Origin of the sequence: Peribacillus sp. Aquil_B1, assembly GCF_022603275.1 — a bacterium.
Lineage (GTDB): Bacteria > Bacillota > Bacilli > Bacillales > DSM-1321 > Peribacillus.
In genome coordinates, this window is sequence record NZ_JAKXEE010000002.1 from 211,629 (window position 1) to 236,956 (window position 25,328).

The 25,328-nt window shown below is 41.4% G+C and carries 29 protein-coding genes; 6 read left to right on the forward strand and 23 right to left on the reverse strand.

Going from position 1 to position 25,328, the window contains the following annotated elements; translation table 11 throughout:
* Nucleotides 1-131 precede the first annotated feature (131 nt).
* The 8 genes from MPH60_RS14680 to MPH60_RS14715 form a co-directional block, all read right to left on the reverse strand.
* Nucleotides 132-2,054, reverse strand: coding sequence for a stage V sporulation protein D (locus MPH60_RS14680; protein ID WP_241594366.1), 1,923 nt, complete (start codon nucleotides 2,052-2,054; stop codon nucleotides 132-134).
* A gap of 113 nt (nucleotides 2,055-2,167) precedes the next feature.
* The gene (locus MPH60_RS14685; RefSeq protein ID WP_241594367.1) at nucleotides 2,168-4,324 is read right to left on the reverse strand and encodes a penicillin-binding protein; all 2,157 of its coding nucleotides are present in this window, start codon (nucleotides 4,322-4,324) and stop codon (nucleotides 2,168-2,170) included.
* Between the two features lie 2 nt (nucleotides 4,325-4,326).
* Nucleotides 4,327-4,683, reverse strand: coding sequence for a cell division protein FtsL (gene ftsL / locus MPH60_RS14690; protein ID WP_101224576.1), 357 nt, complete (start codon nucleotides 4,681-4,683; stop codon nucleotides 4,327-4,329).
* Nucleotides 4,684-4,714: 31 nt separating this feature from the next.
* Nucleotides 4,715-5,647: a 16S rRNA (cytosine(1402)-N(4))-methyltransferase RsmH gene (gene rsmH / locus MPH60_RS14695; protein WP_034313911.1), complete on the reverse strand. Its 933-nt coding sequence runs from the start codon at nucleotides 5,645-5,647 to the stop codon at nucleotides 4,715-4,717.
* Nucleotides 5,648-5,699: 52 nt separating this feature from the next.
* The gene (gene mraZ / locus MPH60_RS14700; RefSeq protein ID WP_034313914.1) at nucleotides 5,700-6,131 is read right to left on the reverse strand and encodes a division/cell wall cluster transcriptional repressor MraZ; all 432 of its coding nucleotides are present in this window, start codon (nucleotides 6,129-6,131) and stop codon (nucleotides 5,700-5,702) included.
* A 343-nt stretch (nucleotides 6,132-6,474) separates the two neighbouring features.
* Entirely contained in the window at nucleotides 6,475-8,103 is a 1,629-nt protein-coding gene (gene bshC, locus MPH60_RS14705) for a bacillithiol biosynthesis cysteine-adding enzyme BshC (RefSeq protein WP_241594368.1), read from the reverse strand.
* 109 nt (nucleotides 8,104-8,212) lie between these two features.
* The gene (locus MPH60_RS14710; protein WP_241594369.1) at nucleotides 8,213-8,605 is read right to left on the reverse strand and encodes a DUF3397 domain-containing protein; all 393 of its coding nucleotides are present in this window, start codon (nucleotides 8,603-8,605) and stop codon (nucleotides 8,213-8,215) included.
* Between the two features lie 4 nt (nucleotides 8,606-8,609).
* The gene (locus MPH60_RS14715; RefSeq protein ID WP_241594370.1) at nucleotides 8,610-9,494 is read right to left on the reverse strand and encodes a 2-dehydropantoate 2-reductase; all 885 of its coding nucleotides are present in this window, start codon (nucleotides 9,492-9,494) and stop codon (nucleotides 8,610-8,612) included.
* A 469-nt stretch (nucleotides 9,495-9,963) separates the two neighbouring features.
* On the opposite strand from MPH60_RS14715, the gene MPH60_RS14720 reads away from it, so the two are divergent.
* Nucleotides 9,964-10,452: an N-acetyltransferase gene (locus MPH60_RS14720; RefSeq protein WP_101224571.1), complete on the forward strand. Its 489-nt coding sequence runs from the start codon at nucleotides 9,964-9,966 to the stop codon at nucleotides 10,450-10,452.
* A gap of 42 nt (nucleotides 10,453-10,494) precedes the next feature.
* Here the strand turns inward: MPH60_RS14720 and MPH60_RS14725 are convergent, their stop codons facing one another.
* From MPH60_RS14725 to MPH60_RS14740, 4 genes are all read right to left on the reverse strand, one after another.
* Nucleotides 10,495-11,115 carry an RsfA family transcriptional regulator gene (locus MPH60_RS14725; RefSeq protein WP_241594371.1) on the reverse strand — a complete coding sequence of 207 codons (621 nt, stop codon included), beginning with the start codon at nucleotides 11,113-11,115 and terminating at the stop codon, nucleotides 10,495-10,497.
* 79 nt (nucleotides 11,116-11,194) lie between these two features.
* The gene (locus tag MPH60_RS14730) at nucleotides 11,195-11,959 is read right to left on the reverse strand and encodes an enoyl-CoA hydratase/isomerase family protein (RefSeq protein ID WP_241594372.1); all 765 of its coding nucleotides are present in this window, start codon (nucleotides 11,957-11,959) and stop codon (nucleotides 11,195-11,197) included.
* 147 nt (nucleotides 11,960-12,106) lie between these two features.
* Nucleotides 12,107-12,280, reverse strand: coding sequence for a 50S ribosomal protein L32 (gene rpmF, locus MPH60_RS14735; RefSeq protein WP_034313929.1), 174 nt, complete (start codon nucleotides 12,278-12,280; stop codon nucleotides 12,107-12,109).
* A gap of 65 nt (nucleotides 12,281-12,345) precedes the next feature.
* Nucleotides 12,346-12,867 carry a YceD family protein gene (locus MPH60_RS14740; protein WP_098371093.1) on the reverse strand — a complete coding sequence of 174 codons (522 nt, stop codon included), beginning with the start codon at nucleotides 12,865-12,867 and terminating at the stop codon, nucleotides 12,346-12,348.
* 219 nt (nucleotides 12,868-13,086) lie between these two features.
* Here MPH60_RS14740 and MPH60_RS14745 point away from each other — a divergent pair, with 219 nt between their 5' ends.
* The gene (locus tag MPH60_RS14745; RefSeq protein ID WP_241594373.1) at nucleotides 13,087-14,292 is read left to right on the forward strand and encodes a nucleotidyltransferase; all 1,206 of its coding nucleotides are present in this window, start codon (nucleotides 13,087-13,089) and stop codon (nucleotides 14,290-14,292) included.
* 89 nt (nucleotides 14,293-14,381) lie between these two features.
* On the opposite strand, the gene MPH60_RS14750 is transcribed toward MPH60_RS14745, so the two are convergent.
* Together MPH60_RS14750 and MPH60_RS14755 are read right to left on the reverse strand one after the other, a co-directional pair.
* The gene (locus MPH60_RS14750) at nucleotides 14,382-15,407 is read right to left on the reverse strand and encodes a SepM family pheromone-processing serine protease (protein WP_241594374.1); all 1,026 of its coding nucleotides are present in this window, start codon (nucleotides 15,405-15,407) and stop codon (nucleotides 14,382-14,384) included.
* Nucleotides 15,397-16,194 (reverse strand): patatin-like phospholipase family protein, encoded by a 798-nt coding sequence (locus MPH60_RS14755; protein WP_137018809.1) that lies wholly within the window; start codon nucleotides 16,192-16,194, stop codon nucleotides 15,397-15,399. The genes MPH60_RS14750 and MPH60_RS14755 overlap by 11 nt, the downstream gene beginning before the upstream one ends.
* Before the next feature lie 310 nt (nucleotides 16,195-16,504).
* On the opposite strand from MPH60_RS14755, the gene ylbJ reads away from it, so the two are divergent.
* Nucleotides 16,505-17,722: a sporulation integral membrane protein YlbJ gene (gene ylbJ, locus MPH60_RS14760; protein ID WP_241594375.1), complete on the forward strand. Its 1,218-nt coding sequence runs from the start codon at nucleotides 16,505-16,507 to the stop codon at nucleotides 17,720-17,722.
* 41 nt (nucleotides 17,723-17,763) lie between these two features.
* On the opposite strand, the gene coaD is transcribed toward ylbJ, so the two are convergent.
* Both coaD and rsmD read right to left on the reverse strand, forming a co-directional pair.
* Nucleotides 17,764-18,255: a pantetheine-phosphate adenylyltransferase gene (gene coaD, locus MPH60_RS14765; protein ID WP_241594376.1), complete on the reverse strand. Its 492-nt coding sequence runs from the start codon at nucleotides 18,253-18,255 to the stop codon at nucleotides 17,764-17,766.
* On the reverse strand, nucleotides 18,256-18,831 hold the full coding sequence (gene rsmD / locus MPH60_RS14770; protein WP_241594382.1) for a 16S rRNA (guanine(966)-N(2))-methyltransferase RsmD: 576 nt from the start codon (nucleotides 18,829-18,831) through the stop codon (nucleotides 18,256-18,258).
* Nucleotides 18,832-19,289: 458 nt separating this feature from the next.
* Between rsmD and MPH60_RS14775 the strand changes: the two genes are divergently transcribed.
* Entirely contained in the window at nucleotides 19,290-19,679 is a 390-nt protein-coding gene (locus MPH60_RS14775) for a DUF7147 family protein (protein ID WP_241594377.1), read from the forward strand.
* Between the two features lie 48 nt (nucleotides 19,680-19,727).
* Here the strand turns inward: MPH60_RS14775 and MPH60_RS14780 are convergent, their stop codons facing one another.
* Nucleotides 19,728-20,003, reverse strand: coding sequence for a YlbG family protein (locus MPH60_RS14780; protein WP_048684554.1), 276 nt, complete (start codon nucleotides 20,001-20,003; stop codon nucleotides 19,728-19,730).
* Nucleotides 20,004-20,140: 137 nt separating this feature from the next.
* Between MPH60_RS14780 and MPH60_RS14785 the strand changes: the two genes are divergently transcribed.
* Complete coding sequence (locus MPH60_RS14785) at nucleotides 20,141-20,464, forward strand: hypothetical protein (RefSeq protein ID WP_241594378.1); 324 nt, start codon at nucleotides 20,141-20,143, stop codon at nucleotides 20,462-20,464.
* Nucleotides 20,465-20,651: 187 nt separating this feature from the next.
* Here MPH60_RS14785 and MPH60_RS14790 read toward each other — a convergent pair whose 3' ends face one another.
* The 5 genes from MPH60_RS14790 to MPH60_RS14810 form a co-directional block, all read right to left on the reverse strand.
* Nucleotides 20,652-21,101 (reverse strand): YlbF family regulator, encoded by a 450-nt coding sequence (locus MPH60_RS14790; protein WP_241594383.1) that lies wholly within the window; start codon nucleotides 21,099-21,101, stop codon nucleotides 20,652-20,654.
* 60 nt (nucleotides 21,102-21,161) lie between these two features.
* Complete coding sequence (locus MPH60_RS14795; RefSeq protein ID WP_241594379.1) at nucleotides 21,162-21,587, reverse strand: hypothetical protein; 426 nt, start codon at nucleotides 21,585-21,587, stop codon at nucleotides 21,162-21,164.
* A 59-nt stretch (nucleotides 21,588-21,646) separates the two neighbouring features.
* Entirely contained in the window at nucleotides 21,647-21,889 is a 243-nt protein-coding gene (locus MPH60_RS14800) for a YlbE-like family protein (RefSeq protein WP_101224562.1), read from the reverse strand.
* Nucleotides 21,890-21,901: 12 nt separating this feature from the next.
* On the reverse strand, nucleotides 21,902-22,333 hold the full coding sequence (locus tag MPH60_RS14805) for a YlbD family protein (protein WP_241594380.1): 432 nt from the start codon (nucleotides 22,331-22,333) through the stop codon (nucleotides 21,902-21,904).
* A 591-nt stretch (nucleotides 22,334-22,924) separates the two neighbouring features.
* Nucleotides 22,925-23,959 (reverse strand): CAP-associated domain-containing protein, encoded by a 1,035-nt coding sequence (locus MPH60_RS14810; RefSeq protein WP_241615845.1) that lies wholly within the window; start codon nucleotides 23,957-23,959, stop codon nucleotides 22,925-22,927.
* Between the two features lie 346 nt (nucleotides 23,960-24,305).
* On the opposite strand from MPH60_RS14810, the gene MPH60_RS14815 reads away from it, so the two are divergent.
* A complete protein-coding gene (locus MPH60_RS14815; protein WP_101224559.1) occupies nucleotides 24,306-24,668 on the forward strand; it encodes a YugN family protein in 363 nt (120 codons plus the stop codon).
* A gap of 113 nt (nucleotides 24,669-24,781) precedes the next feature.
* On the opposite strand, the gene MPH60_RS14820 is transcribed toward MPH60_RS14815, so the two are convergent.
* Entirely contained in the window at nucleotides 24,782-25,243 is a 462-nt protein-coding gene (locus MPH60_RS14820) for a DUF420 domain-containing protein (protein ID WP_057278459.1), read from the reverse strand.
* Nucleotides 25,244-25,328 lie beyond the last annotated feature (85 nt).

A 25,328-nucleotide genomic window follows, 5' to 3' on the forward strand; every position in this document is an offset into this window, starting at 1 on the left:
GGATTCATTATATGTGATTAGCCTCGGCTTGTCGAGAAACCAATTTCAATTATACGGGGTTATCCCGACTCCGTAAACAAAGCGGCTGATGATTCTTCAGCCGCTTTAACTATTCATATATTATATTATACTTATTCTGTATTTTCGCCAAGATAAATTCTTATTGTAGAGCCTTGTTTTACTTTAACTCCCGGATCCGGGGCTTGATTTATGACTTTATCCCCATTTCCGGCAATATCCAACTTAAGGTCGATGAGCTGAGTTTGCAACTCTTTTTTGCTGAGACCCACAACATCAGGTACCTCGACCATGACGGGATCCGTCCAGACCGTTTCCTTCTCAATCTGGTTTTTCCTAGGCTTGACGCCCATGGCCCTAAGTGAATCCTCCATGATATTCCCAACGATCGGTGCGGCAACGACCCCGCCGAATTGTACCGTTCCTTTCGGATTATCCACAGCTATATAAACGACGATTTGCGGATCATCCGCTGGAGCGACACCAATGAAAGAGAGAATATAATTATTGTCAAGGTATCTGCCATTTTCAGCTTTTTGGGCTGTACCCGTTTTCCCGCCGACTCGGTACGACTCCACGAATGCCCCTTTACCGCTCCCTTGGGCGACAACCGATTCAAGTGCTTCACGGACTTTTTTCGAGGTTGCTTCAGAAATCACCTTTTTCTTCGCTTGAGGGGTCTTTCGCATCAGCACTTCCCCATTTTTTGGATTCACGAGTTCCTTCGCGATATAAGGTGTATACAAAGTCCCGCCATTCACGGCCGCCGAAACCGCTGTCACCTGCTGAATGGGCGTTACGGCTACACCTTGACCAAACGCAGTCGTTGCCTGCTCAACCGGACCCACTTGATCCATGTTGAACATGATTCCTTTTCCTTCTCCGGTTAAATCAATTCCCGTCTTTTGCCCAAACCCGAAATCATTTATATATTTAAACAGCTTGTCCTTACCAAGCCGGTTCCCCAATTCTACAAAACCAGGGTTACATGAGTTCTCGACTACTTCTAGAAAGGTTTGGTCCCCATGCCCTCCGCTTTTCCAGCAATGCAGCGTAGACCCTGACACCTCCACATGTCCGGAATCATAAAAATGTTCCTTTTGTAAGTCGACCTTCCCTTCCTCAAGCGCCGCAGCAAGCGTGATGATCTTAAAAGTCGAACCTGGTTCATATATACTCCAAACTGGTAAATTACGATTATACACTTCTGAGGGTACATTTTGAAAATTGGCCGGATCGAAGGTTGGCCTGCTGGACATTGCCAGTATTTCGCCAGTGTTCGGGTCCATTGCAATGGCAATTATACCATCGGGATCATATGTCGCCTCCGCATTATCGAGCTCCCTCTCCACAATTGTCTGAATTTTGCTATCGATGGTCAGCTTCAAGTTATCACCATCAACAGGGGGCTTATAGTCATCGGCCATATTCTCGAGCCTTTTCCCTTTTGCATCTGAGTAAAATTTAACGAATCCTTTTTCCCCGCTTAGTTCCTTATCATAAGATAACTCAATACCCATCAGCCCTTGATTATCAGAGCCTGTAAAGCCAAGAACATGCGAAAGGTATTCACCAAATGGGTAATGCCGCTTTGAATCTTCAGCGATATAAACACCCTTTATCCCTAATGCTTTAATTTCCTTCGCCTTTTCATGAGATATCTTTCTGCCTTCGGGAATCCTGACGCTCATCGCCTGTTTAGTTAACCATTGATAAGCCTTTTCCTTTGACATATCCAATATTGAAGCAAGCTGTTCCGCCGTCTCCCCTGGATTCTCAATCTGCCTTGGGATCACATAGACCGTTGGCGCAGATATATTCGTTGCCAGCTCGACACCATTCCGATCGAGAATTTCTCCTCGTTTGGCTTCAAAAGGAATATTCCTGCTCCAGGAATCTTTAGCCAGCCCCGTCAACTTATCCCCAAGATAAAACTGTACAATTCCCAATCGGATATCAATGATAAAAAAAACAACGATACCGATTGCCAATGCGATTGCCAGCCGTTTTCGGACAGTAACATTCGAAACACGCAAAAACAGGCACCTCCATTTCATACATGCTTCAATATATGCTTGTCTACTTGATGCTAGACTAGAAACCTTGAAAGAAATAAAGAGGGAATCCATTTAGGATCCCCTCTTTATCTTCACTCTGTTTTCTCTTTAGTCGGTAAATCTACACCAGCCCCTTCAGGCTGGGATAATACAATATTGATGGTCTCCCCTTCCTTTACTTTTTTCCCGGCCTCAAGACTCTGTTTACTCACGTATCCAGCACCTTCGGTTTTCAGATCCAGTTTTGCAACCTTAGCCAATTTCATAACATCGCGCAGGGACCATCCCTTCATGTCAGGAACTTTCATTTCGCCTTCTGTCCTGAGGATTATCTTTTCACCCTGTAAGAGTTTACTCCCGGCTTTTGGGGATTGATCGAGCACTTTACGCCCACTTCCGATCGTACTAACATCATAGCCAAGTTCCTTCAGTTCTTTGACAGCTGAACTCTCGGTTTGATTCGTATAATCTATGATTTTATTTGCTTTTTGTTTTTTAACATCAGAAGGTTTGATGTTTAAATATTGCAGGCTATTTTGCATGACAGGATTAAATATCTCTGACAATGGATCAGCCCCAACATAAGATGCACCTAACTTCGGCTGCTTGACCGCCACATATATGACCAACTGCGGATCATCTTTTGGCGCCATGCCTAAAAAGGAGAATACATAGTTATTTTTCCCTTCTAAATATCTACCTGTCGGACCTGGAATTTGTGCGGTACCGGTTTTTCCCGCTACTTCATATCCATCAATGGCATATTTTTTCCCAGTTCCTTTTTTCGCGGTAATTACCGTTTCCAAATAATCACGTACCTGTTTTGCAGTTTCTTCCGAAATCGGTTGCCCTGTCACTTTCGGCTTTGTCGTTTTCAAAATTTTTCCGGTATCCTGGTCGGAAATGCTTTTTATCACGTATGGCCGCATCATTTTTCCATCATTGGCTATTGCGGATGCAGCTTGGATTTGTTGAATCGGTGTAACGGTCGAACCCTGTCCAAAGGCAGTAGTCACTTTTTCAAGCTTATACTTGTATTGAATTTTACCGGTTATCTCGTTCGGCAGGTCAATTCCCGTTTTTTTATCAAATCCGAACTTAGTCAAATACTCACGAAAAGTATCCGCTCCTATCTTATCCATTGCAAGTGTTGCGAAAGCGACGTTGGAGGAACGCTGAACCCCTTCAAGAAAGGTCATGCTCTTCCCTCTTTCGATTCCGCTATGATCTCCGATTTTACCCGATCCGGCTTTGTAGGTTCCTGCCACAAAGCTTTCATTCGGATTAAATACCCCTTCTTCAACAGCAGCGGCAAGGGTGAAAGTTTTCATGGTTGAACCCGGTTCGAAGGTTTCTTCAATAGCCAGGTTACGCCATGTATCCGTTAGCCCGACTTTCGTTGTCGGATGGAAGGTAGGCCTTTGCCCCATCGCCACAATCTCCCCCGTTTTTGGATTGGAGACAATCGCTATGATTTGTTCGGGATCGTATTTTTCCTGCACTTTGCTCATCGAATCTTCCAAGAACGTTTGTATTTTCTTATCGATGGTCAGCATGACATCATTGCCATTATCCGGGGCAACCACCTTTTCCTTCTTATCTGGTAAAAGGAAGCCCCATCTATCACTGTCATATGTCAGCTTCCCATCGGTTTCCTGCAATTCTTTATTGAGGTACCTTTCAATGCCGAATTTACCAGCCATTTCTCCCGTTTCTTCATCCTTTTCTACATAGCCAATCAGGTGGGAGGCGAAAATCCCATTAGGATAGAAACGTTTATTGGTTCTTCCGAATGTAATTCCCGGCAGTTCCAATTTTTCTATTTTCTGCTTGACGACCTGAGTCAAATCCTTGCCGGCACTGCCAAATTCCACCTGGTATGCCCCTTTTTTCGTAAGTCTCTCATATATGTCCTGTTCATCCATGTCGATATATTTTGCAAGCTTACTAGCGGTCATCTCCGGATCCTTGACATGCTCGGGCTCCTTTTCACTGAGTACAGCCCTTAAGATATAGGAGGAGGTATCCTCGGCGATGACTTCACCCTTTGTATCGAGTATGCTTCCCCTTTTAGCTTCTATGACCTGTTTTTGTTCATATTTCTTGTCGATTTTCGAAGCCAGTACCTCCCCGCCCGCTGTTCCTGTCACCTGAATATACAAAAAGCGGCAGACTAATACAAAAAAGAGCAGGCCGAATAAAAAGAATAATCCGGCTGCCCCATGCTTCATATTTTTTTGTTTCTGCATTATCACTGCACACCCTTCACATTATTCTCATTTAACTTGAACCCTAGCGCTGCAGCTTTTTTCCAAATTCTTTCGTATGTACTAAGTTCAGCAACCTGCACTTTCAAATCATCATTCACTTTACCCTGTTCTTCAATCGACGTTTCCACTAGCTGAATCTCTTTATTCGTTTCATAGATGGCCGCTTGATTTGAGACTATTTTCACTCCCATGAAGGTAACCATGATAGCAAGGGCACATAGTAAGAAAACTTCACCAATGGATATCTTCGCTTTACGGATGACCACCGTTTGATGTGTCTGTTGCTGCTGTTGGTCTTCATATTGCTGTTCTTGTATTTTTTTGGCTATGGAACTCATTCATGTTCCCCCTTACTGTTTTTTTCTGTAATTATTGCTTCTCGGCAATTCTTAGCTTAGCCGACCGGGAACGATTATTCCCTTCCAATTCTTCTTCCGAAGGTAAAATCGGTTTTCTCGTAATTATTTTCATGGTTGGCTTGAATTCATCCGGGATAACTGGAAGTCCAGGCGGAAGGTCCGGCATGCTACTGGCCTTTTTAAATACCGTTTTACAAATTCTATCTTCAAGCGAATGGAATGTAATGACAGATATTCTTCCCTCTTTATCCAAAAGCGATATAGCTTGCTCCAGGGAATCTTCAAAGACACCAAGTTCGTCATTCACAGCGATTCTTATTGCTTGGAACACTCGTTTCGCAGGGTGTCCGCCTTTACGTCTTGCCGGGGCCGGTATCCCATCCTTTATTAACTCCACAAGCTCGAACGTCGTTTCAATCGGCTTTATTTCTCGTGCCGCTTCAATTTTCCTGGCAATTTGTTTCGAAAACTTTTCTTCTCCATATTGGAAGAAAATTCTCAGCAAATCATGGAATGACCAAGTATTCACGACATCATAGGCAGAAATGGCAGCACTTTGGTCCATCCTCATATCCAAAGGTGCATCATGGTTATAGCTGAAACCACGCTCAGGTGTATCCAATTGTGGGGATGACACGCCTAAATCATAAAGGATCCCGTCCACTTTCTCGATTCCCCGGGCATTCAACTCTTCTTTTAAGTATTTAAAATTATTAGGAACAAGAACAATACGTTCGCCATAGCTTTCCAATTTTTCCTTAGCATTCCGAATTGCCGTTTCGTCCTGATCAAAAGCATAAAGCCTGCCTTTGTCAGAGAGCTGTGAAAGCAAGTATTCGCTGTGACCGGCTCCTCCTAAAGTACAATCCACATAAATTCCATCAGGTTTGATGTTCAATCCATCAACCGTCTCTTTTAATAACACTGTTGTATGTTGAAACATGCTAGACATCCTTCCAATCGGTTATTGAGTGACTCTATTTCTGAGGGCAGCCTTAAATATCAAAGCCAATCATATTTTCTGCTATCTCAGCGAAAGAATCCTCCGAAGCTGAAAAATAGTTTTCCCAAAGGGATTTGCTCCAAATCTCAATACGATTGGTAACACCAAGAATTACACATTCTTTTTCCAATTGGCCATATGAAGTAAGCGGCGTGGGGATATTAATTCGCCCTTGTTTATCAATTTCGCATTCTGTAGCTGCAGAAAAGAAAAAACGGGTAAAGGCTCGGGCATCTTTTTTTGTTAAGGGCAGGGCTTTCAGCTTTTCTTCAAGCAGCTTCCACTCTTCCATAGGATAACCAAATAAACATTGATCGAGTCCGCGGGTAAGAACAAATTGCTCCCCGAGATTTTCCCTGAATTTCACCGGGACTATCAAGCGGCCCTTTATATCGATGTTATGATGGTACTCTCCCATGAACATACCCACTACCCCCACATTCTAATCTCAATGTACCACATTCCCCCACCTTTCTCCACTTGTTTTTACTTTCTCCTTCCAAGTAAAAATTCCCTTCTTTTCTTCTTAAGTTTATTTAGCCAAATTATTCAAAGAAACGTGCATTTCCCTCGAATGGACTCAGACTAAGACACAGTCCCACTATTACTGTCGAAGCACTACCGAACAAGTGCCCGGGAAACAGAAAAAAAGACAGGCTTTAGCACCTGTCTTCTTTTTATTTTTTATTCCCTCCGTCAGGAATGGTAAGTGGGAACTTCATAAAAAAATGATTAGTCCGCCACTTTTCCCCAAAACGGATGGTTTTCTAAATGAAAATCAATTTATGCTGATTATTGAACCGATATTCCAGCTTCATCATATCCCGTACGAACTCCGGCCCATATTGATTCAAGTAATAAAACACGTTCCAAATCCGCTCCTGAGGTGATTCAAGAGGGTACAGTGAATTTGCTATCCGTTCATATTTCTTCAATATGACCGAATGCCGTTCCTTTGTACGGTCATCGATTTTGCCATACATGAAATTCAATTGCTTTTGGATGAATTCGATGTTTTTGTTCAACATCGGCTCAAGTCCTCTATCTAAAGAGACAGCGTGGACAAATAGCTTTTCATGATTCTCTTCAAGCTGTGATTTCAGCGTCCCAAACAGATTGTCAATCGTTTCATCCTTCACGGAATCAAGGTAACTTTTCACAGCATTAGCGGTTCCTTCAGTCAGAACAGTTTCCAAACTGAGTTCCATTTCTTCAAGATCGCTTTGGATACTGCGCTCTACCAGCGTAATGTTTAACCTAGGAATGATTGGCGGCATCTTCATGGAAAACAACTCAAATACCTTTTTTAATTCCGCCCAATAAGCTATTTCCCCTGGCCCTGAAATGAAAGCCAATACAGGGAAAAGCATTTCCTGCATAAGCGGGCGTGTAATGACATTATTGCTTAATCGTTCTGGATGGTCTTTGGCTATCTGCAAGAGTTCCAGCTCGGTAAATGATACCTCACCGTTTTTCCCGCTGAAACCGCCTTCTACACGTTCGAGTAAACATCGATCTTTTTTTTCTGGATCATAATAAAATAAATTAGCGGCCTGTTTATCCATTTCAATCATTTTTGCATACCCTTTCGCATGCATGAATGATTGCTGTTCCTCTACCACTTCAGCAATCCGTCCACTTTCATTGACCATCGATTCGAAGTATACCTTCTCAATTCGCCTTAATTCCGGATCTCCCGCATCGACTAGTAAAAGGCCATATTCTTTGAACCATTCATGAATAAGCCTGGCGAAGAAGTCGACGAAGGTATCGGATTGTTTAATGGTTTCCTTCATATCTATCAGGAGTTTATTCGTAAAGGCCGTTTCTCCATATGTTTCAATGATTTCCTCAAGCCACTTCTCTGCCTTTTCCGTTTCCAGTTCCACGTCAGAAACCATTGTTTTATACGGTTGATAGGAAGGATAGGTTTTTTTATCGGGTTTACCGTTTTTCATGACATAAACATGATTGACTTCAGCTAAATCATGATCTTCTCCAGCTATCCAAAAAACTGGAATGACCGGCTGCCCCAATTCTTTTTCCTGTTCTTCCGCAAGCTTAATGATTGAAATCACTTTATGAATGGTATACAGCGGCCCTGATAATAACCCAGCCTGCTGTCCTCCGATCACAACCACGGAATCATCCCTGCGCAACCTTTCAATATTCCCCTTAACTGCCTCACTGAATGAAAAACGAGACATGTATTGTTGTATGTAATCCGACAATTCATCACGTGAAAAAGAGCGGTTCATCAATTCACTATATCTATTGAGATAAATGTCAGGCTTTGCTAAGTCATAGTGAAAATATTCCTCCGTTTCAAGACGGTTTTGTAAATAGTCCGATGCAAAACGGTTTAAAGATGGTAACGCGAGATCTTTCATCTCCATTTCTGTTCTCCCTTTCTCTGCAACTACAATTCTTTTTAGAGTATAACATTCCGGTTTAAGAAAACAAAAGAAGTTGCCCAGCAGCAGAAAATTGATGCGATGTTCTATGTTATGTAGTCAATATCCTCGTAATACTTGTAATTATACCAATGGAAAATAATAGAAGGTAAGCCACGAAAAAGAAGGCGAAGTTCACTCTCCAAAAACCCTTTAATACCTTATGGAAAATGATTTCTTCTTTTACCTTATAATGGACAAGGACCACCAAGAATGCGTTAAGAATCATGATGAGCATGATCAACCAAAGAATTTGCTTATCCCAAATCGTAATGATCAAATAATGGACGGATAATACGAACAGCAGCGTACTCATGTCCATTGCAAATTGAACGGAGCGCCTATGGTTCCCAGTAAATTGTTTGGCACTAATAAAAAAAAGTATATACCCTGCGAAAGGCAAGGTAATAAATATCGCGGCAAGGTTTGAAACTACGTACGGCACATCCTCATCCCCCCTGAGACTCTTTTCCTTTGACCATCTTATATAAAGAAGACGTCAGGCAATAACTTTTCCCTTTGCTCTTTGCCTCCGAGAGGATATGACCCAAAATAGCATCAATTTCCGTTTCACGGCCATTTTCTAAATCTTTTAGCATCGATGATCGATTTTCCGCCGTTGCCATACAAACGGACCTCACATTTTCGAATGACTCATCCTTATTTTGAACTTCCAAAATACCCGAGACTTCTTCAAAAAGCTCCCGGAACAATCGGTAATAAAAGGGATTCGTAATCAAACAGCCATTTTCCACGCCAAGTATTGCTGTTAATGGATTTATCACTGAATTGACGACAAGCTTGTCCATCAGCATCGAGTGAAAATCCTCACTCTTCGTAAATGGAAAATGATCGAGCCCTTCATCCACTAACGATAGTTGCTCAAGTTCCCCTTTAAAGGAAGCGATCCTTGTAATGCCGAGCCCTGTATGCTCGACGGTATTGCCGTCATGTTTCAATGCCCCATGCTCCACTACCCCCACATATATGTTCGGGGATTGAAGCTGCTTTAAATAAGAAATATGCCCATAGCCATTCTGCAAGAATAGCATTGGAACCTGGATACCTTTGATTCTAGGCAGTATTTGCGGCAGGTGATATTGCTTGACGGCCAATATAAGAAGATCTACATCCGCTATCCCTTCATCCAACCCCATAGAAATGATGCCTGTCAGCAGCCGGCTCTCACCACCCGCAATAAGACGGATTCCATCACGTTGGATGATGGACGCCTGATCCGCAGTATGGGTATAAAGAGTCACACTATGTTTTTCACTTAAATAAGACGCAAAAAGCAGCCCGATGGCCCCTCCCCCAATGATTCCAATTCTCATAATACCCTTCCTTACTTTTTGAAATATATTTACTATTTTATCACATTATCTTTTTTATCCTGCATCAATTTCACATCAATAACTTTGGAAACGCCGTCATCCTGATTGCATGAAGTTTACCTGCCATCAACAAGGCTCGTCATAAAATATCAATGGAAAGAATTATTAATACGCCATTGAAGATATATTCTCTTCTTTAAGCGTTAATTTAATGGTATATTAGATACGAAAAGCTTAGCCATTTTAAAGACTTTATAGGAACAAAAGATAACTCCAATCTCTACCCACGAAATATTGAAGGGAAAAGGGCGGGGGATAAAAGGCTATAAGCATTTAATCAGCTAGGATAAATCGATGATGTCATACTAGATATAATCTAAGCTGGAATTCCACATGGTAAGCATCAGTGGGATGACTTTCAAAGGGTACTATCGGAAGAGGTTTATCAGAATTAAGGGGGAGCTTTTTTATGGAATACAAGGTTGAACGATTACTTGTAAATTTTAAAACGCTTGAGGAATTCAAAAAATTCAAAGAATACGGGATACAGGAACTGTCCATGCTCGATGATTTAGAGGCTAACATCATTGAAAATGACAGCCAATCACCTTTTTACGGAATCTTTTATGGCGACAAACTTGTAGCCCGCATGAGCCTGTATAAAAGAAGCGCTAAATTTGACCGGTATTTTGACAATTCTAGGGACTTCCTTGTTCTTTGGAAACTTGAAGTCCTGCCTAACTATCAGAAAAAAGGATATGGAAGAGCTTTGGTCGAATTCGCCAAAAGCCTGAACATGCCTATCAAAACCAACCCGAGAGTTCACTCACAAGACTTTTGGAAAAAGATGGGTTTTTCTGCTGTTTCCTATGATTTGGACAGGGACCTTGGAGAAAACCCGTTGATTTGGAGCCCATTTGACATACAAGATAAAAAAGAAATAGATACGCAAGAATAAGGATACCAAGAAAATGCGGGCGGATTTTCCCACCCGCATTTTTCATTTATTGACCCTTTCCAAATTACCATTCTTATCCATTTGGAAACTCACCTTCGGATTCGTCTTTTCGTCCTCTTGTACACTAAGCTTTCTTGCGCGCTCCATGATCTGCATTAACGCACGATAATCTTCCTCAACAGCTTTCAGGTTTTCTTTAAGCAAAGCATTCTCTTCCAGCAATCGGACATTTTCCTGTTCAAGAAATAGGGACCGCTCAGAAATCCGTTCTTTTTCCTTATTATCAAGCTGAAAGAATTCATCCATTTTGGTTAAATATAATATAACTTCCTGAAGGGTAATAGATTCTTTATTTTCATGCCGGGGGGGCTTTTCTTCAATCGTGACATTTTCCACTGCCGCAACCGAATCCCTTTCCATTTCAGGGTTATTGACCACCTGTTCTTTCCTTTGTTTTTTCGCCAGCTCTATCCCTGATTTATATTGCTTCCTTACAAATGAATTCCAACGGAACCCACAAGCAGCAGATGTCCTCGATAGCTGTTTCCCCACTTCTTCAAACGCCTTTAATTGTGTACTGCCTTCTCGTATATGCCTTAGCACCACTTCAGCCAACAACAGATCCTCATCATGAGTCCATGCATCTTGTCTCGCAATCGTCATCTCTCTACCTCCTTAGCAAGTTTTAATTCATAATATGCACCTGCTAGGAAAGATAGAAGATATATAGAGCGTGTAATATTTATTTTTTCTTATTTAAAAAACGATCGACTGCAGCATGATGCTCATCACTCGCCCACAGTTTAGAGCATTCCCTGATTTCCGCATCCATTCTCCCTTTAAGCCCGCTACCCTGCCATTTATGGACCAGCAATCGCTTATAGGCCATCAAAACCCCTGCCTCATGGCGAAGAAAATCTTCTGCGAACCTTTCCCATCCATCCGCACCTTCACCGACTATCTCATCTACGAAACCCAATTCCTTTGCTTCCTCAGCATTATGTATTTTTGCATCCAATAATAGCTTTAGCGCTTTTTGCCCTGATATTTTTTCCAGTAAAAGTGAAGCTCCTCCCCAGCCTGTCGTTATTCCCAGAGTACCTTGTACAAACCCCAGCTTAACTCCCCTCTTTGCCAATCTGAAATCACAAGCTGTCGCAATTTCGCATCCACCGCCGAAAGCACTTCCATTGATGAGCGCTATTGTTGGTTTTGGGAAAACTGCTAGTTTATACAGAATTTCACCCATTTTCGATAACATAGCAAAGGCTTCTACTTCTGTACGCAAATCCTGAAATTCCTTTAGATCCCCGCCTGAACAGAATGCCTCAGAGCCCGCCCCTGTCAGGACCAGCATCTTAACTTCATCATCACATGCAGCTTCTGACAATATCGACTCGAGTTCGTCCATCAATTGATAATTCACGGCATTCCTTTTCTCCGGTCTATTAAACAGGAGCTTCATGAAACCGCGTTCATCCTTTTCAACAATAATTTCCCGATCCACGTAAACACCTTCTCCGAAACCATCGGCAACATAGATGATTCAAAATATTCTGCCAAATATATTTGTAAAAAAAGCACAGAGAAAAATCCCTGCGCTTTGATTAGCGTGTTGCATCAAGAAAGCAAAGCTCTCAAGTAGGTCAAGAAATTATTTTGCGACAACTTCTTTTCCTTTATATGTTCCACATTCTTTACAAACGTGATGTGAAAGAGTCATTCCACCACAGCTCGGGCATTCTACCATACCAGGTACTTGAAGCTTGAAGTGTGTACGACGTTTTCTTTTTACAGTTTTCGACGTTCTTCTAAAAGGTACAGCCATTATTCCCACCTCCTTAAAAAATATAAAAAAGCTGGAAAAATCGGATTAACGATTTTTCGTTCCAATCAAGATTCTTTATTGTTGTCAAAAAAGTCGGCAAGCTTTGCAAATCTCGGATCAACCTTATGCTCATTTTCCTCTTCAGAAATAACAGCCCAGTCTTTCCCGGATTGAGGAGCAGCTTCATTCGAATCGACATCCTCACAAAAAACCTGCATCGGAATTTCTAGCAATAAATTTTCTTTAATTACCGGTATTAAGTCTACAACGTCACCTTCCACAACAGTGACATCGTCTCCGTAGAAATCGGCGCCATCTGCCTTTAAAAGAAAGGTTTCCTTTGTATCAATATCAATCGGATATTTAACGTCTACCAGTGTACGGGAGCAAGGTAATGTTAATTCACCTGAAAGATGCAAGTGAAAAGTAATCTCGGTCGAGCTGATATCAGCTCTTCCTGCTACTCTGATCGGAGAAACATCGCGAATTTGCGGGTCTCTTTCTCTAATGTCCAAGACATCCACCAGTTCATCAAACCGTAAATCTTTGTCCCGAATTTTTTGAAGTTGACTAATCGTCCATTTCAATTGAAATCACCTCAAGGCAACAAAAATAATTATAGCTTTCAATTATAAGTTTGTCAATATTTTTTCTTTACACTATAATGTAGTCATCCTAACTGATTGTCTAGGTTTAAGAATCATTACAAACAAAAAAATCCGGACGATTACTTATAGTAATTTTACTTGAAATACTATTTTAGCACTAAGTTGATAAAATACAAAGTTTTTCTCTGAGGTGAACGAATGAAAGCTTGCGGTTTAGTAGTCGAATATAACCCTTTTCATAATGGACATGTTTTACATGCAAGAGAAAGTAGAGAAAAAACAGGGGCAGATGTTGTGGTCGCTGTCATGAGCGGGCCCTTTTTACAGCGTGGCGAGCCCGCTATCGTCAGCAAGTGGACCCGAGCCGAAATGGCCTTGAATGGCGGCATAGATCTCGTCATTGAGCTCCCCTATGCTTTCGCGACACAGAAGGCGGAGATATTTGCAAAAGGATCCATTTCCCTTTTGGAATCCCTTGGCTGTGACTCCTTTTGCTTCGGAAGCGAGGATGGCCGAATTGAACCATTCATCACCGCCCACAGAATTCTTTCGGATAATTCCGCTGCATTCGATGCTGCCATTAAATCGGCTATGGATGCCGGTAATAGTTATCCGGCCAGTGCTGCCCAGGCTTATCGATCGATCATCAATGATGATGCGGCATTGGATTTGACGAAGCCAAATAATATTCTTGGAAAGGAATATGTAAGTGCTGCCCTATCAAATGGCTACTCCATTCGCCCTTATACGATTCAAAGGGTCGCTGCCGGCTACCATGAAACAAAGCTGTCCACAGACCCTATTGCCAGCGCAACTGGGATACGTAAAGCCATCCATGAACACAGGGAATTAAATTCTGTTTCCAGTTATATTCCTCAGCCGACAATGAATGGTCTTGAGCAATATTTAACGCGCTACCATGCCTTGCATGACTGGGAAATGTATTGGCCCCTGTTGAAATACCGAATCCTTTCTTCCTCTTTAATCGAATTGGCAGGGATTTACGAAATCGAGGAAGGCATAGAACACCGAATAAAGGAGCTGGCCAAACAATCTTCGAGCTTTTCTGGATTCATGGCGGATTTGAAGACAAAACGCTACACATGGACACGACTACAGCGGATGTGCGTCCACATATTGACCCATACATTAAAGGAACAGATGATTCACATTGATCAACCAGGCTATATCAGACTTCTTGGCATGAATGGCCGGGGACAAGATTATCTTCGCACTGTAAAAAAAGGCTTACCCCTTCCGCTCATCTCTAAGCTTTCGTCCTATCAAAGGCAGGACATCGACACGGACTTGCGAGCGGCACAGGTATATGCACTTGGCTTGTCCGAACCGTATCAGGCTGCCTTGATGAAACGGGAATATGAATCCCCCATCATTTTCAAATGAAGAATGGTTTAAGCTTGGCCCGTCCGCCTTTAAGAGTAAAATCCTCATCAAAAAAGCGCAAACAGTAGATGACTGCCTGCGCTTTTTTTTCATTTTTCTTTTCCTTTCAGCTTCTTTAAATAGGCTATTGCATCATCAAAGTTGTCAACCGGTACGATTTTCATGTCCGTGTCGATATCCTTTGCCGCAATGAGTGCATCTTCATAATTCGAACCTGCTGCTCCGTTCTCATTTGGGGCAAAGAATATTTCCGCTCCAGATTTATCGGCTGCAACTATCTTCTGTTGAATTCCGCCAATTGGACCGACTGTCCCATCATCAGACATCGTTCCTGTACCCGCTATGTCATAGCCACTTGTAAGATCGCCTTTTGTTAATTGATTATAAATCTCCAATGAAAACATTAAACCAGCCGAAGGACCGCCTATTTGTTCTGAATCTATGGCAATCGCCGGTTTTGTGGTCACTTTTCGATTGTCATCCAGCGAAATGCCTATTCCGACCCTATTTGGGTCATTTTTAAAAGGCTGCAATGAAAGAACGGCCTTTTTCTCCGTCTCTTCCCGCTTATACACTATTTTCACTTCATCTCCAGCCTTTTTTCCGTTAATGTAGTCCATGAATTCCTGTGCAGACTTGAATTTAACGTCATCGACTTGAATGATTTGATCGCCCGCTTTCAGCTCTTTAGCTGCCGGCATTCCTTTTAGCACGTCTAAAACATATACACCCAGGTACTCGTAATCGACTTCTTTCCCTGCTTTTTCATATGCGATCTGAATGGCATTATTTTTAGAACCATCCATTAAGTGCAGCTGTCTAATATTATATTCTTCATCTGTTTCATCTTCGCTTCGAATGGAGGTTTCCGGATAAAGCTCCTGATATTTGCTCCATTTCGCCAGCATGTAGGAATATATATTCGCCCGTCCCATCCTTACAGTGGTTAACATAAAGCTTCCTTTTGCTTCATCTCCTCCCGATACCTCAATGATTGGCTCCAATTCTTTAGCCATTCCTGGTTTTGATACATAAAAAGGTAGGGAATAAAGGGCTGATGCTATGAGAAGTATAGCCACCACCAGGAAAGTGCGTACATACATTTTACGGCTCATCTTCAAAGGACTCCTTCCAAGTAACAATGCTCTGCTTAATTTGATCTATCTTTCCTCTTGCAGCTTCTTCTCCAATACTAATTATTTCCTGAACGTTTGTAAATGATTTAGAGCTGTATTTCTCGACCCTGGGGCGTATCATGACGTCTGAAGCAAACTCCCTGCTTTTAACCAGTTCCATTTGCAGGATATCGAGGCTTTGCATGATGACATCATAAATGGAGTTTATCTCCATATCCTGTTTCACGTGGGCAACATCCACACCAATTATGATGTCTGCTCCCATATCCTTCACGACTGAAACAGGAACCCTGTCAACAACGCCGCCATCAACAAGCAGTCTGTTTCCGATTTTTTCGGGAATGAAAATGCCGGGAATGGAAATGCTTGCCCTTACAGCCGGTGCAATGGGACCTTCCTGAAAAATGACTTTTTCCCCCGTTTTTATATCAGTGGCGACCACCGCCACAGGAATATCAAGTTCTTCAAATTTCTTGCCATATGTAAATACCCTGATTAAATCCTTTGTCCGTTTACCCGAAATGAAGCCCATTTTAGGTATGGTGAAGTCTAAATAATACTTTCGCTTAAATGCACGGGACAACTTATACAGCCTCTCGATATCCGAACCCGCTCCATAAAAGGCTGCAACCATAGCTCCCATGCTGCTTCCAGCAATCATATCTATCGGAATGCCTTCTTGCTGTAATACCTTTATCACGCCAATATGTGCAAACCCCCTAGCTCCTCCTGACCCAAGTGCAAGCCCGACCTTTGGTTTCGACAAAGATATCCCTCCCGCTATAACTAGTTCAAAATATTGAAATAACACTCATTCAAAGTTATGGTCTTAAACGGATTTATAGAAGCATATTATTTATATTGACAGTGAAACAAGCAGGGCAGATATAAACTATGCCAGCCAATAAAGTACTGGGTTTCATTGAAACTCCATCGTGAGGGATCATCCTCATTTATACATGCAGGAACAATCCACATTTCATCATGCGCTTACTTTTCGAGAAAAGGAAGTTCATATTTTATTATATACGAAACGAACTGCCCTTATTTAGTAACCTTCAAGAGGAGGCTGAATTTTGCTAAAATCAAAATCTAAAACAGTACTGTTAGCTACCTCCGTCACGATGATGGCAGTTGGCTTGATCATCTTCCCCCAAGAATCCTTTGAAGCTTCCAAAGGCGGACTCAATATTTGGTGGACAATTGTGTTCCCTTCGCTTCTACCTTTCTTGATTTTCTCGGAGTTATTAATCAGTTTTGGAGTTGTCAGGTTCATTGGCGTCATGCTCGAACCATTCATGCGCCCCTTATTCCGTGTACCAGGAGTGGGCGGTTTCGTTTGGGCGATGGGACTTGCATCAGGATTTCCAGCTGGAGCGAAATTCACTGTGAGGCTGCGTCAGGAAGAACAATTGACCCGCATTGAAGCTGAAAGACTCGTTTGTTTTACTAATTCATCTAATCCATTGTTCCTGTTCGTTGCCGTTGCCGTCGGGTTTTTCCACAATCCTCATTTAGGGATCATCCTTGCACTTTCCCACTACCTAGGAAATATTTGTGTAGGCATCATCATGCGTTTTTACCGTTGGAAAGAAGAAAAATCCCATACCAAAGTAATGACCAAGCTCCCCTCCATAAGACAAGCTTTTAGCCAAATGCATCGAACCAGAATAAAAGAAACAAGACCATTTGGCAGTCTACTTGGAGATGCGGTACTCTCGTCCATCCAAACCCTATTAATGATCGGGGGATTCATCATTCTTTTTTCGGTGGTGAACAAGCTTTTATTTCATATGAACATTACCGGATTGCTCGCATCGTGGGTCGGAGGAATTTTACATATTGTTCATTTCCCGGATTCCTTAAGCCTCCCCTTCATATCAGGCATGTTTGAAATGACTCTTGGTTCAAAATTAACCAGTACGGTCGAAGATGCGACACTCTTTCAGCAAACTGTGATGACAAGTTTCATCTTAGCTTTCAACGGTTTCAGCATTCAAGCGCAAGTTGCCAGCATCATTGCCGCAACAGACATTCGTTTCACTCCCTTTTTTCTGGCTAGGATAGCACATGGCCTTTTGGCATCCATTATTACCATCTTGCTTTGGGAACCATTGTATAAAGGCAATATGTACAGCGGCAGCCCGTTAAACGCATTCCCAGTCAGCGGATCCGGTGAACACGTGAATTCCCTTTATCAGAACATGCTTGATTTCGGCCCCATTCTAACACTCTTGTTTTTGGTCCTATACATCATCATATTTACCAAAAGGCTATTCAAAAGCCTTTCTTAAACCGAAAAAAAGAGCATTGCGCGTCGGCAATGCTCTTTTTTCTATCCTTTCAGTTCCTTGTACTTTTTGGCCAGGGCATTCTGGACGACGCTTGGCACTAGTTCGGAAATATCCCCGCCATACTTCGCTACCTCTTTCACGATACTTGAACTCAAGAAAGAATATTGATTTTTCGTCATGATAAAGAATGACTCTATTTTATTGTTTAGGAATCGGTTCATCGAAGTTCCCTGCATTTCATATTCAAAGTCGGAAGTCGCCCTCAATCCCCTGATAATGGCATTCGCGGAAACGCTTTCAGCATAGTCGACCGTCAATCCCTGATAGAAATCCACTTTAACATTCGGCATATGGGCCGTCGCCTCCGTAATCAATTCCAGTCTCTCCTCCACTGTAAAAAGTGAATTTTTCGCTGAATTGTTCACGATGACCACATATACCTCATCAAAAACATTCGCTCCCCTTTGAATGATATCAAGATGACCAAATGTTATTGGATCAAAACTCCCCGGACAAATCGCTATTTTGGACATTCATAGTTCCCCCTGTTCGTGTACGTTTCCCCATTGATAAATCGTAACGGCAATGACGCCATAAACTTCTTTTCTCTTAACGGTAAAGTCACCAACTTTTTCTGGCAATGTAACATCATGGCCATGCTCACAAACAATGTATCCCATATCGTTCAGCAATCGGTATTTATGTATTTCCTCAAGAATCTCGACTAGCTTTTGTTTCTTATAAGGTGGATCAAGAAAAATCAATTCAAAAATCATTTCCCTTTTCACCAAAGCCTTCAGTGCACGCTCTGAATCATTTTTATAAACTTCTGCACGGTCTGAAAACTTGCATAGTTCCAAATTGGCCTTAACCGTTTGATTTGCTTTAAAATCCCGGTCGACGAATATGGCTTTATCCATGCCTCTGCTTAACGCTTCAATTCCCAGTCCACCGCTCCCGGCAAATAAGTCGAGGACCAGCCCTCCTTCGAAATAAGGACCAATCATATTGAAAATGGATTCCTTGACTTTATCAGTAGTCGGCCGGGTTCCTGTACCCGGTACAGCCTTAAGTGGTCTTCCTTTGCAAGTTCCGGAAACGACCCTCATCATCCTCACCACATTTTATGACAAATTTCTGTTACTTTCCTATCCTAACATATTAGAAAAAGCTAGCCAATATTTAAACCCAATTGGCTTCATTTCCAAGATGAAAATCAACGTATCAATTCGGACCATGGATTCTTTTTATAAATCTTTTACATTTTGAATAATAAAGTGGTTTTTGGCAATAATGTGAATAACAACATTCCTTTTTAGGTGTTGTTGCCAACCGCGGAGAAGGCTTACGTTTCCCCATAAGTTCTTCCTCCGGTTTCTCCTCTCCCTTTGCCTTCTGGTCCTTAGTTAGACATAGAAGGACCCTGCATATTTTTGCAGGGCTTTTTTTATTGTAAAACCTCTGATATCCAAGTGTCTTTGTCATGCTTCGTCAATGAAGTTGTCCTTCTCTTTTATCAGGGATAATGATAAAGTAATGATTAATAAGTTAGTTAGGAGAGGTTTAATTGATTCAACGTTTTATTGAAATTGGACAAGGATATTCCGATATATATGAGTTGCTGGAAGTAGGACGCAATCAGAAACATCGAGTTGCAAGGCTTTTGGCCATGCATACTACTATAAATGATAAAAAGGTAACGTCATTGGTGATCGTCATGCAGCCCACAGATCCCGGCAAATTCCAGCCGCTTTACATTTGCCGTGAAGGTATACCGAACCCTCATGCCACCAAAAACAAACGCTTTGAGCTTTTTGAGAACTTGGCGGAGGAACTGGATAGACCGATTATTGAAATCGACGTGAAACCTTCGGTGCTCTTCGCAGAAATCGAGTTGTACTACCAACACTTAATCGGCATTTTGCGAATGAATAGGTATCTGCCCCCATTAGGTTGATTGATCCCCTGAATTGAAAAAAGCTGACTCCGCATGAGTCAGCTTTTTTCAAATTCCCATTTTATAATCATATTCTTTCGCTTTATCCGGTTTGGAGTTTTCGAACTCCACCTTCAAAAAAGGCTTGTAAGAAAGGTCCACTTTTTTAACGAACGAATAATTATTCAGCTTTTCCACTAGCGGTTCCACTTCATCCATATTCGTATAAAGCACCACATATTTCAACTTTTTTGAAACATAATGGATATTTCCAAATTTCCTAAGCATTTTGGCTTGTTTTAATGTATGTAAATAGACGATGATTCCCTGTCTCGCTCCTAGCATATCAATAACTCCCTTTTATAAAGGTTTTAACTAAGTGTAGCATAGCAGAATCTTTACTTTCAACCAAGAAAAAAGATTATATACGAAATTCTCTTACTATTATGAATATATACACTGTGAAAGGAGCCTAACAAACGATGGATTTAAACCAAATTTGGCATCAATTTATTGATCATCTATTAGATAATGATGAAATTATCCAAGCTTCGATAAAAAAGTTCACAGGTATACCTTTTCTATATATCCATTATCATCCGGCTCAAAATGACAATAGTAAGCTTTCTTTTTTAATAAAAAAAGCCGCTAGCCTTTCAATGCGTGGCAAGCAGCTTCATTGTGAAACCATTTTCGTACGTCAGGAAGAACATTTATATGTATTCCGGCATCGTTTTTATGTGCCGCAGCAAAAGATGTTTTGCTGCGGCAACCTATGTCCGGATTGTATTTTATATCGAAGTTAATCGCTTTGTCACGTATCCGGGAATATAAAAGATAATAACAAGAAATTCTTTTTACATGCATCGGTTCATTGAACAATATCTCGACGAAGGTTCCTTACATGACACAGCCACCGAACTCCGTAGTAATGCCGAATTTCGATGGCTGCATTTAATATACCGGCCTAATGTTTACAATCTGGCCATTACCTTAAGCTGAGCATCCACAGCTTCCGCCGGTTCCGCAGCTTCCCGATGAACATCCACCGGATGAAACAAAAAATGGATTCCCCGCTGGAGTTTTGACCTGTTCAGAAACCGCTCGGCCAATCCTTCCGCTTATTTCATCTAGGACGGATTGCAATTCGGTCTCAGCCCGCTTAAACTCAGCAACGGCAGGATGCATATCCATGTCTCGTTTAGCTTGCCTGGTTTCTAAATTGATGCGTTTATAATCCGGATGATATTTACCGAACCTTTGAACATCTTCAAATAGATCCTTTAGCGAAGTAAACTTGGAAATTTTCCGCTGGGCCTCTTTGTCGCTTTGTAATTTATATAAACTAAGGAGGTATTCTTCCCCTATTTCAGAATGAAGGATCATTTCAGCTAATCCATCAGCCTGTTGTAAAATGTCGATGATTTCCATAGTAGCAAGCATTAACAAGCTCACCTCCACAACCATTTTACCATTTCTCCCTTATAGATGCTAATGGTTTGATTAAATCGAGGAAGTGATATGTACCTCAATCTCTTTTTGCAGACCAGTTTTTTCACCTGAACCATTCAAAATCTCCAGCTTAATTTTATGCTTGCCATTTGGGACTTCCTTTAAGATAAATGCTGCCGTTTTCATATCGACTTTCTTTTGATTATCAATAAATACGGACACAGTTGCCAACTGTTCTGGATTTGATTCGGAAAAACCATAGTTTTTCAAGTAGCACTCTACATAGACAGAGTTGCCTTTTACAAAAGTTTTTACCCGAAAATCCTCATCTGAATTTCGGATGCTCGATACAGTGGTGGCAGCTTTAAGTGCAGAAACACTCTGCATGGCTAATCCTGAATTTTCAGGTTCCGGTATTTTTTTCCCACAACCCGACGCTGCCATCAACACTGTTAGAGCCAATATGAACTTTCTCATTCCATCGCCCCCTTTTGCCTTTAGTGTTCGCCAAAAGGGATAATTTACTCTTTTTTTCTTCATTCACCTGAAACATTCATCGCTTGAAACATATGAAGCATCATGGAAGCGACCTGAACGCTTTCCGAAAATTTAGAGACCCGATGGGGAATCGACTTTTCAAAATAATATTTCGCCTCGGTTTCAAACACATCCACTTCATGGGGATTACGCATTAACCTTCTGTACCATCCAGGCTGAACCCTCAAGTAATTTCGCATATCTTCGTTTGTTTGGATGAATTCATATATATTCTGACGCATGAAAAACCCTCCTTAATCTTTGGTGAATAAAAAAGGGTTGGCTCTCTGCTCTTTTTCTTTTGGGGGAGGACTTGTATCACCTGATTTATTCCCTTGGAAAGCAGATAGCACTCCTTGGATTGCACCGATGGCCTGATTGGCATTCGTAATATATTGTTGAATCTGCCCCATATCCATATTTTTAACTGCACTCATTAACGAACCGATCAACTCAGTGCTTTGGTCTCCCTTTTCAACCGGCGGTGAAGGGGATTCTGTATTCACTTTGGATTCTCCCACACTGCCGTCAGCCTGCCAGCGTGGATGATCATCTCCGAGTAAATACCACTCTTCAAAAAGTTCCTGCCATGTTGCTTGTTTGCTTCTCACTTCATTCACTAAATGAGGATGCTCCTTTACAAACTCCCGAAATCGATCCACGGAGGGCCGTTTTCTTTTTGCCATTACTCTCACCTCACACTTAGACATCGCCTATTGCACCATATGCTAAAGGTAAATAAAAAGTGCATCACATTCCATTATAAATCCAATTGGATTTTCCAAAGAAATAAGGAGGTATTGTCATGTCGCATGAATGTGATTTAACCAACAGATTCCATAAACTGGATGAATCACTGGATCTTCAAATGAAACAGAATGATCCGATTTATCGGGAATTGTTTCAGGGTTAAGCCAAAAGAGAGTAAGGGAACCGCTCTTATTTTTCAATCCTGCTGCAATTTAATAAGGATGTAAGCAAACAGGGGACACACTTACGATGACCATGTCTGCCCCCCCTCTTGATTGAACATCTCATCAAGGCATGATGGCTACCTTGATAGATTCGACCTTGCAAGCTCAGTTCCAAACGGGTACGCTGCCGTTGCAGCGGAAATCCAAGTTCGTTCCGTAAAACCCTCAATTGGCTGTACGTGCCATGCAAGTTAATACAGAGGCAAACGATCATCATCGAGGGAAGGTCCACCCGTGATGATGGGTGGGGCACTTTGCGCTATATCCAGAACAAGAAAACGGACCCAAATCGGATCCGTTTTTTTATTTCTTTATGAAATTCTGAGTATAATACTTTTTATATACCCCGACGCCCAGACCTGTAAATTCCTCATTCAGCATCGTATCCCGATGACCTTTGCTATTTAGCCAGCCTTCCATGACTGCAGCTGCGTCCACATAATTCGCCGCTATATTTTCACCTGCTGACCTGTATTTTACATGACCTGCATCGAGACGCTTTTCCAAATCCCCATTTGTTTCAGAAACATGGGTTCCTTCAGGTGCGTCCGTCATTTCCCGGCTATGAAGGTAGGCAACCCTTGCTGTTGGAGCATCCCATTCTAAAGGCTCCAAATCAAACCGGCTGCGCATTATATTCGTAATATCGAATATTTGCTGCTCATTGCCATCTTCCACTTTCGCCATGTCTTCCTCAGAAAGATCCTTAACTGTCACAAGTTCACCATGATAGGTCAACTCATACGGCTGTTGTTTCAATAGGGCGGAATCATTCAAAAATCGGATGCTTGAAACAGTTCCGGTGAATTTATCCAAATAAAGCTGAACATTAATATTCCCTAAATCAATCAACGGTCTCATGTTCATATCTTCCTCCGACAATTCAAAACGGTATGAACTGTCGCCAACTTCAATATCAACAGTAGGCTCCACATATAAACTGGAATAGATGGCATCAATCGATTGTCCAATTTTAAAAGGAGCGACATTGACCTCATCACCGATTCCATAAGCAGATACCACTTTTTCATTTTCAACGGCTAATTGGAAATAATTATTATAATTCTTTTTATAAACCCACCAGTCATATCCATAGGCGGACATATCAATTCGATCTGGCTTACCGTATTCCTTTTCTATCTCTTTTGCATTTTTCCCGATTGTTACTGCAAGACCTTCTGTCACTGCAGTAACCCCTTCCTTTTCAGAGGAAGTGCTTTTTTCATTTATATGTCCATTGGGGTTAACACCTTTGTTACCATCAATAAGAGGGTTCCCTTCATCTTCATCGCCGATATTAAGATAAATACCGATTACGAAAAAAATAACGATTAACACCAACACCTTACCTAAATTGCGCAGAGGAACACTCCCTCTCTCTATCTAATTTATGTATCCAATGCAAAAAACCTTTCTTTCCTGATTATATCACTGTTCAATCATAATTTTCTAATTTACGATAGACAGCCCCTACATTAAATTTATTTTAAAAATGGAACTTTTGTGAATGATTGAAATACCATGGTTGAGTTCATTGCAACTTCCACCATTTCGTACTATTATAAAATATAGGATAAAATGGTATATTATAAACATACTTGGAGATTTTTAATATATTCATGTACATAATATTTTCCCGGTATGTCATTTTAATTCCCAATAGTAAACATAGGAGGTACTACTCGTGAAATTTGAAAGCTTTGGAATCGAAAACATCACAGCCGACTTAAACCGATTAGATGACCTAATGCCGCAATATGGTTTAATACGTGCAGAACAATGGGATTACGAAAGAGTCAGTTACGATCGTAAGTTCGAATTAAAAGAAGGCACGTTTTACCTGAGAATACTTGGCTATGCTACAGAGGGCGATGTAGGCTCTCACAGGGCCGTCATTAAACTTATGGTCCCTCTATTAGGAAAACACTATTATCCACACGGAGTTGAATATGGCGAAGGAGAGGATTTCCCTGCATCACTAGTTAAACAAAGTGAAAAAATTCTCTCTCAAATCAAAGAAGAACTTACACAATTCAACGGCCTGTAAATGCCGTAAGTTAAAAATGAGGTACAAAGAGAGAGGATCATGTGTGATGCTCTCTTTTTTCTTATCCATTACAAAAGCCTGATGCTTTTTTTGCACCAGGCTTTTTCGTTATTTTAAAATCCTAGGATCGCCTTTATTAAAGATGTAGTTTCGCCGCCATGATAAATGACATAAAGCAGGATGTAAACAGCGACTCCTGTAATCCCAGTGAAAAACCATATGATGCTGGTAGCAGGGCCAATTTTCTTATGAATGGCGAATTTACCTTTAAAACCAGTGGTAAGCATGATGATCCCTAAAACTGCTCCAGTTGTCGCAAGCGTTATATGGAAGATCAAAAAAATCGTATAATAAATTTTAATGTCATCGGGTCCGCCAAATGACGTACTGCCAATGAATACCGTCCGGGAAAGATATATAGTGAAAAAGATCACCGCAAAAACCGCAGCTGCCATCATGGTTTTTTTATGGGTCTCGATTTTGCGTTGTTTAATTTGATACCAGCCTATTGCAACAGTGATGGCACTTAATACAATGAAAGCTGTACTTATCGTTGGAAGGATTGGTAAAGACATATGTATTGTAGTCCTCTCTATATTTATTAATCAACTACCATTTTATAAGAGGCAATCCTAAAATTCAATAAAATCAAGGATTATT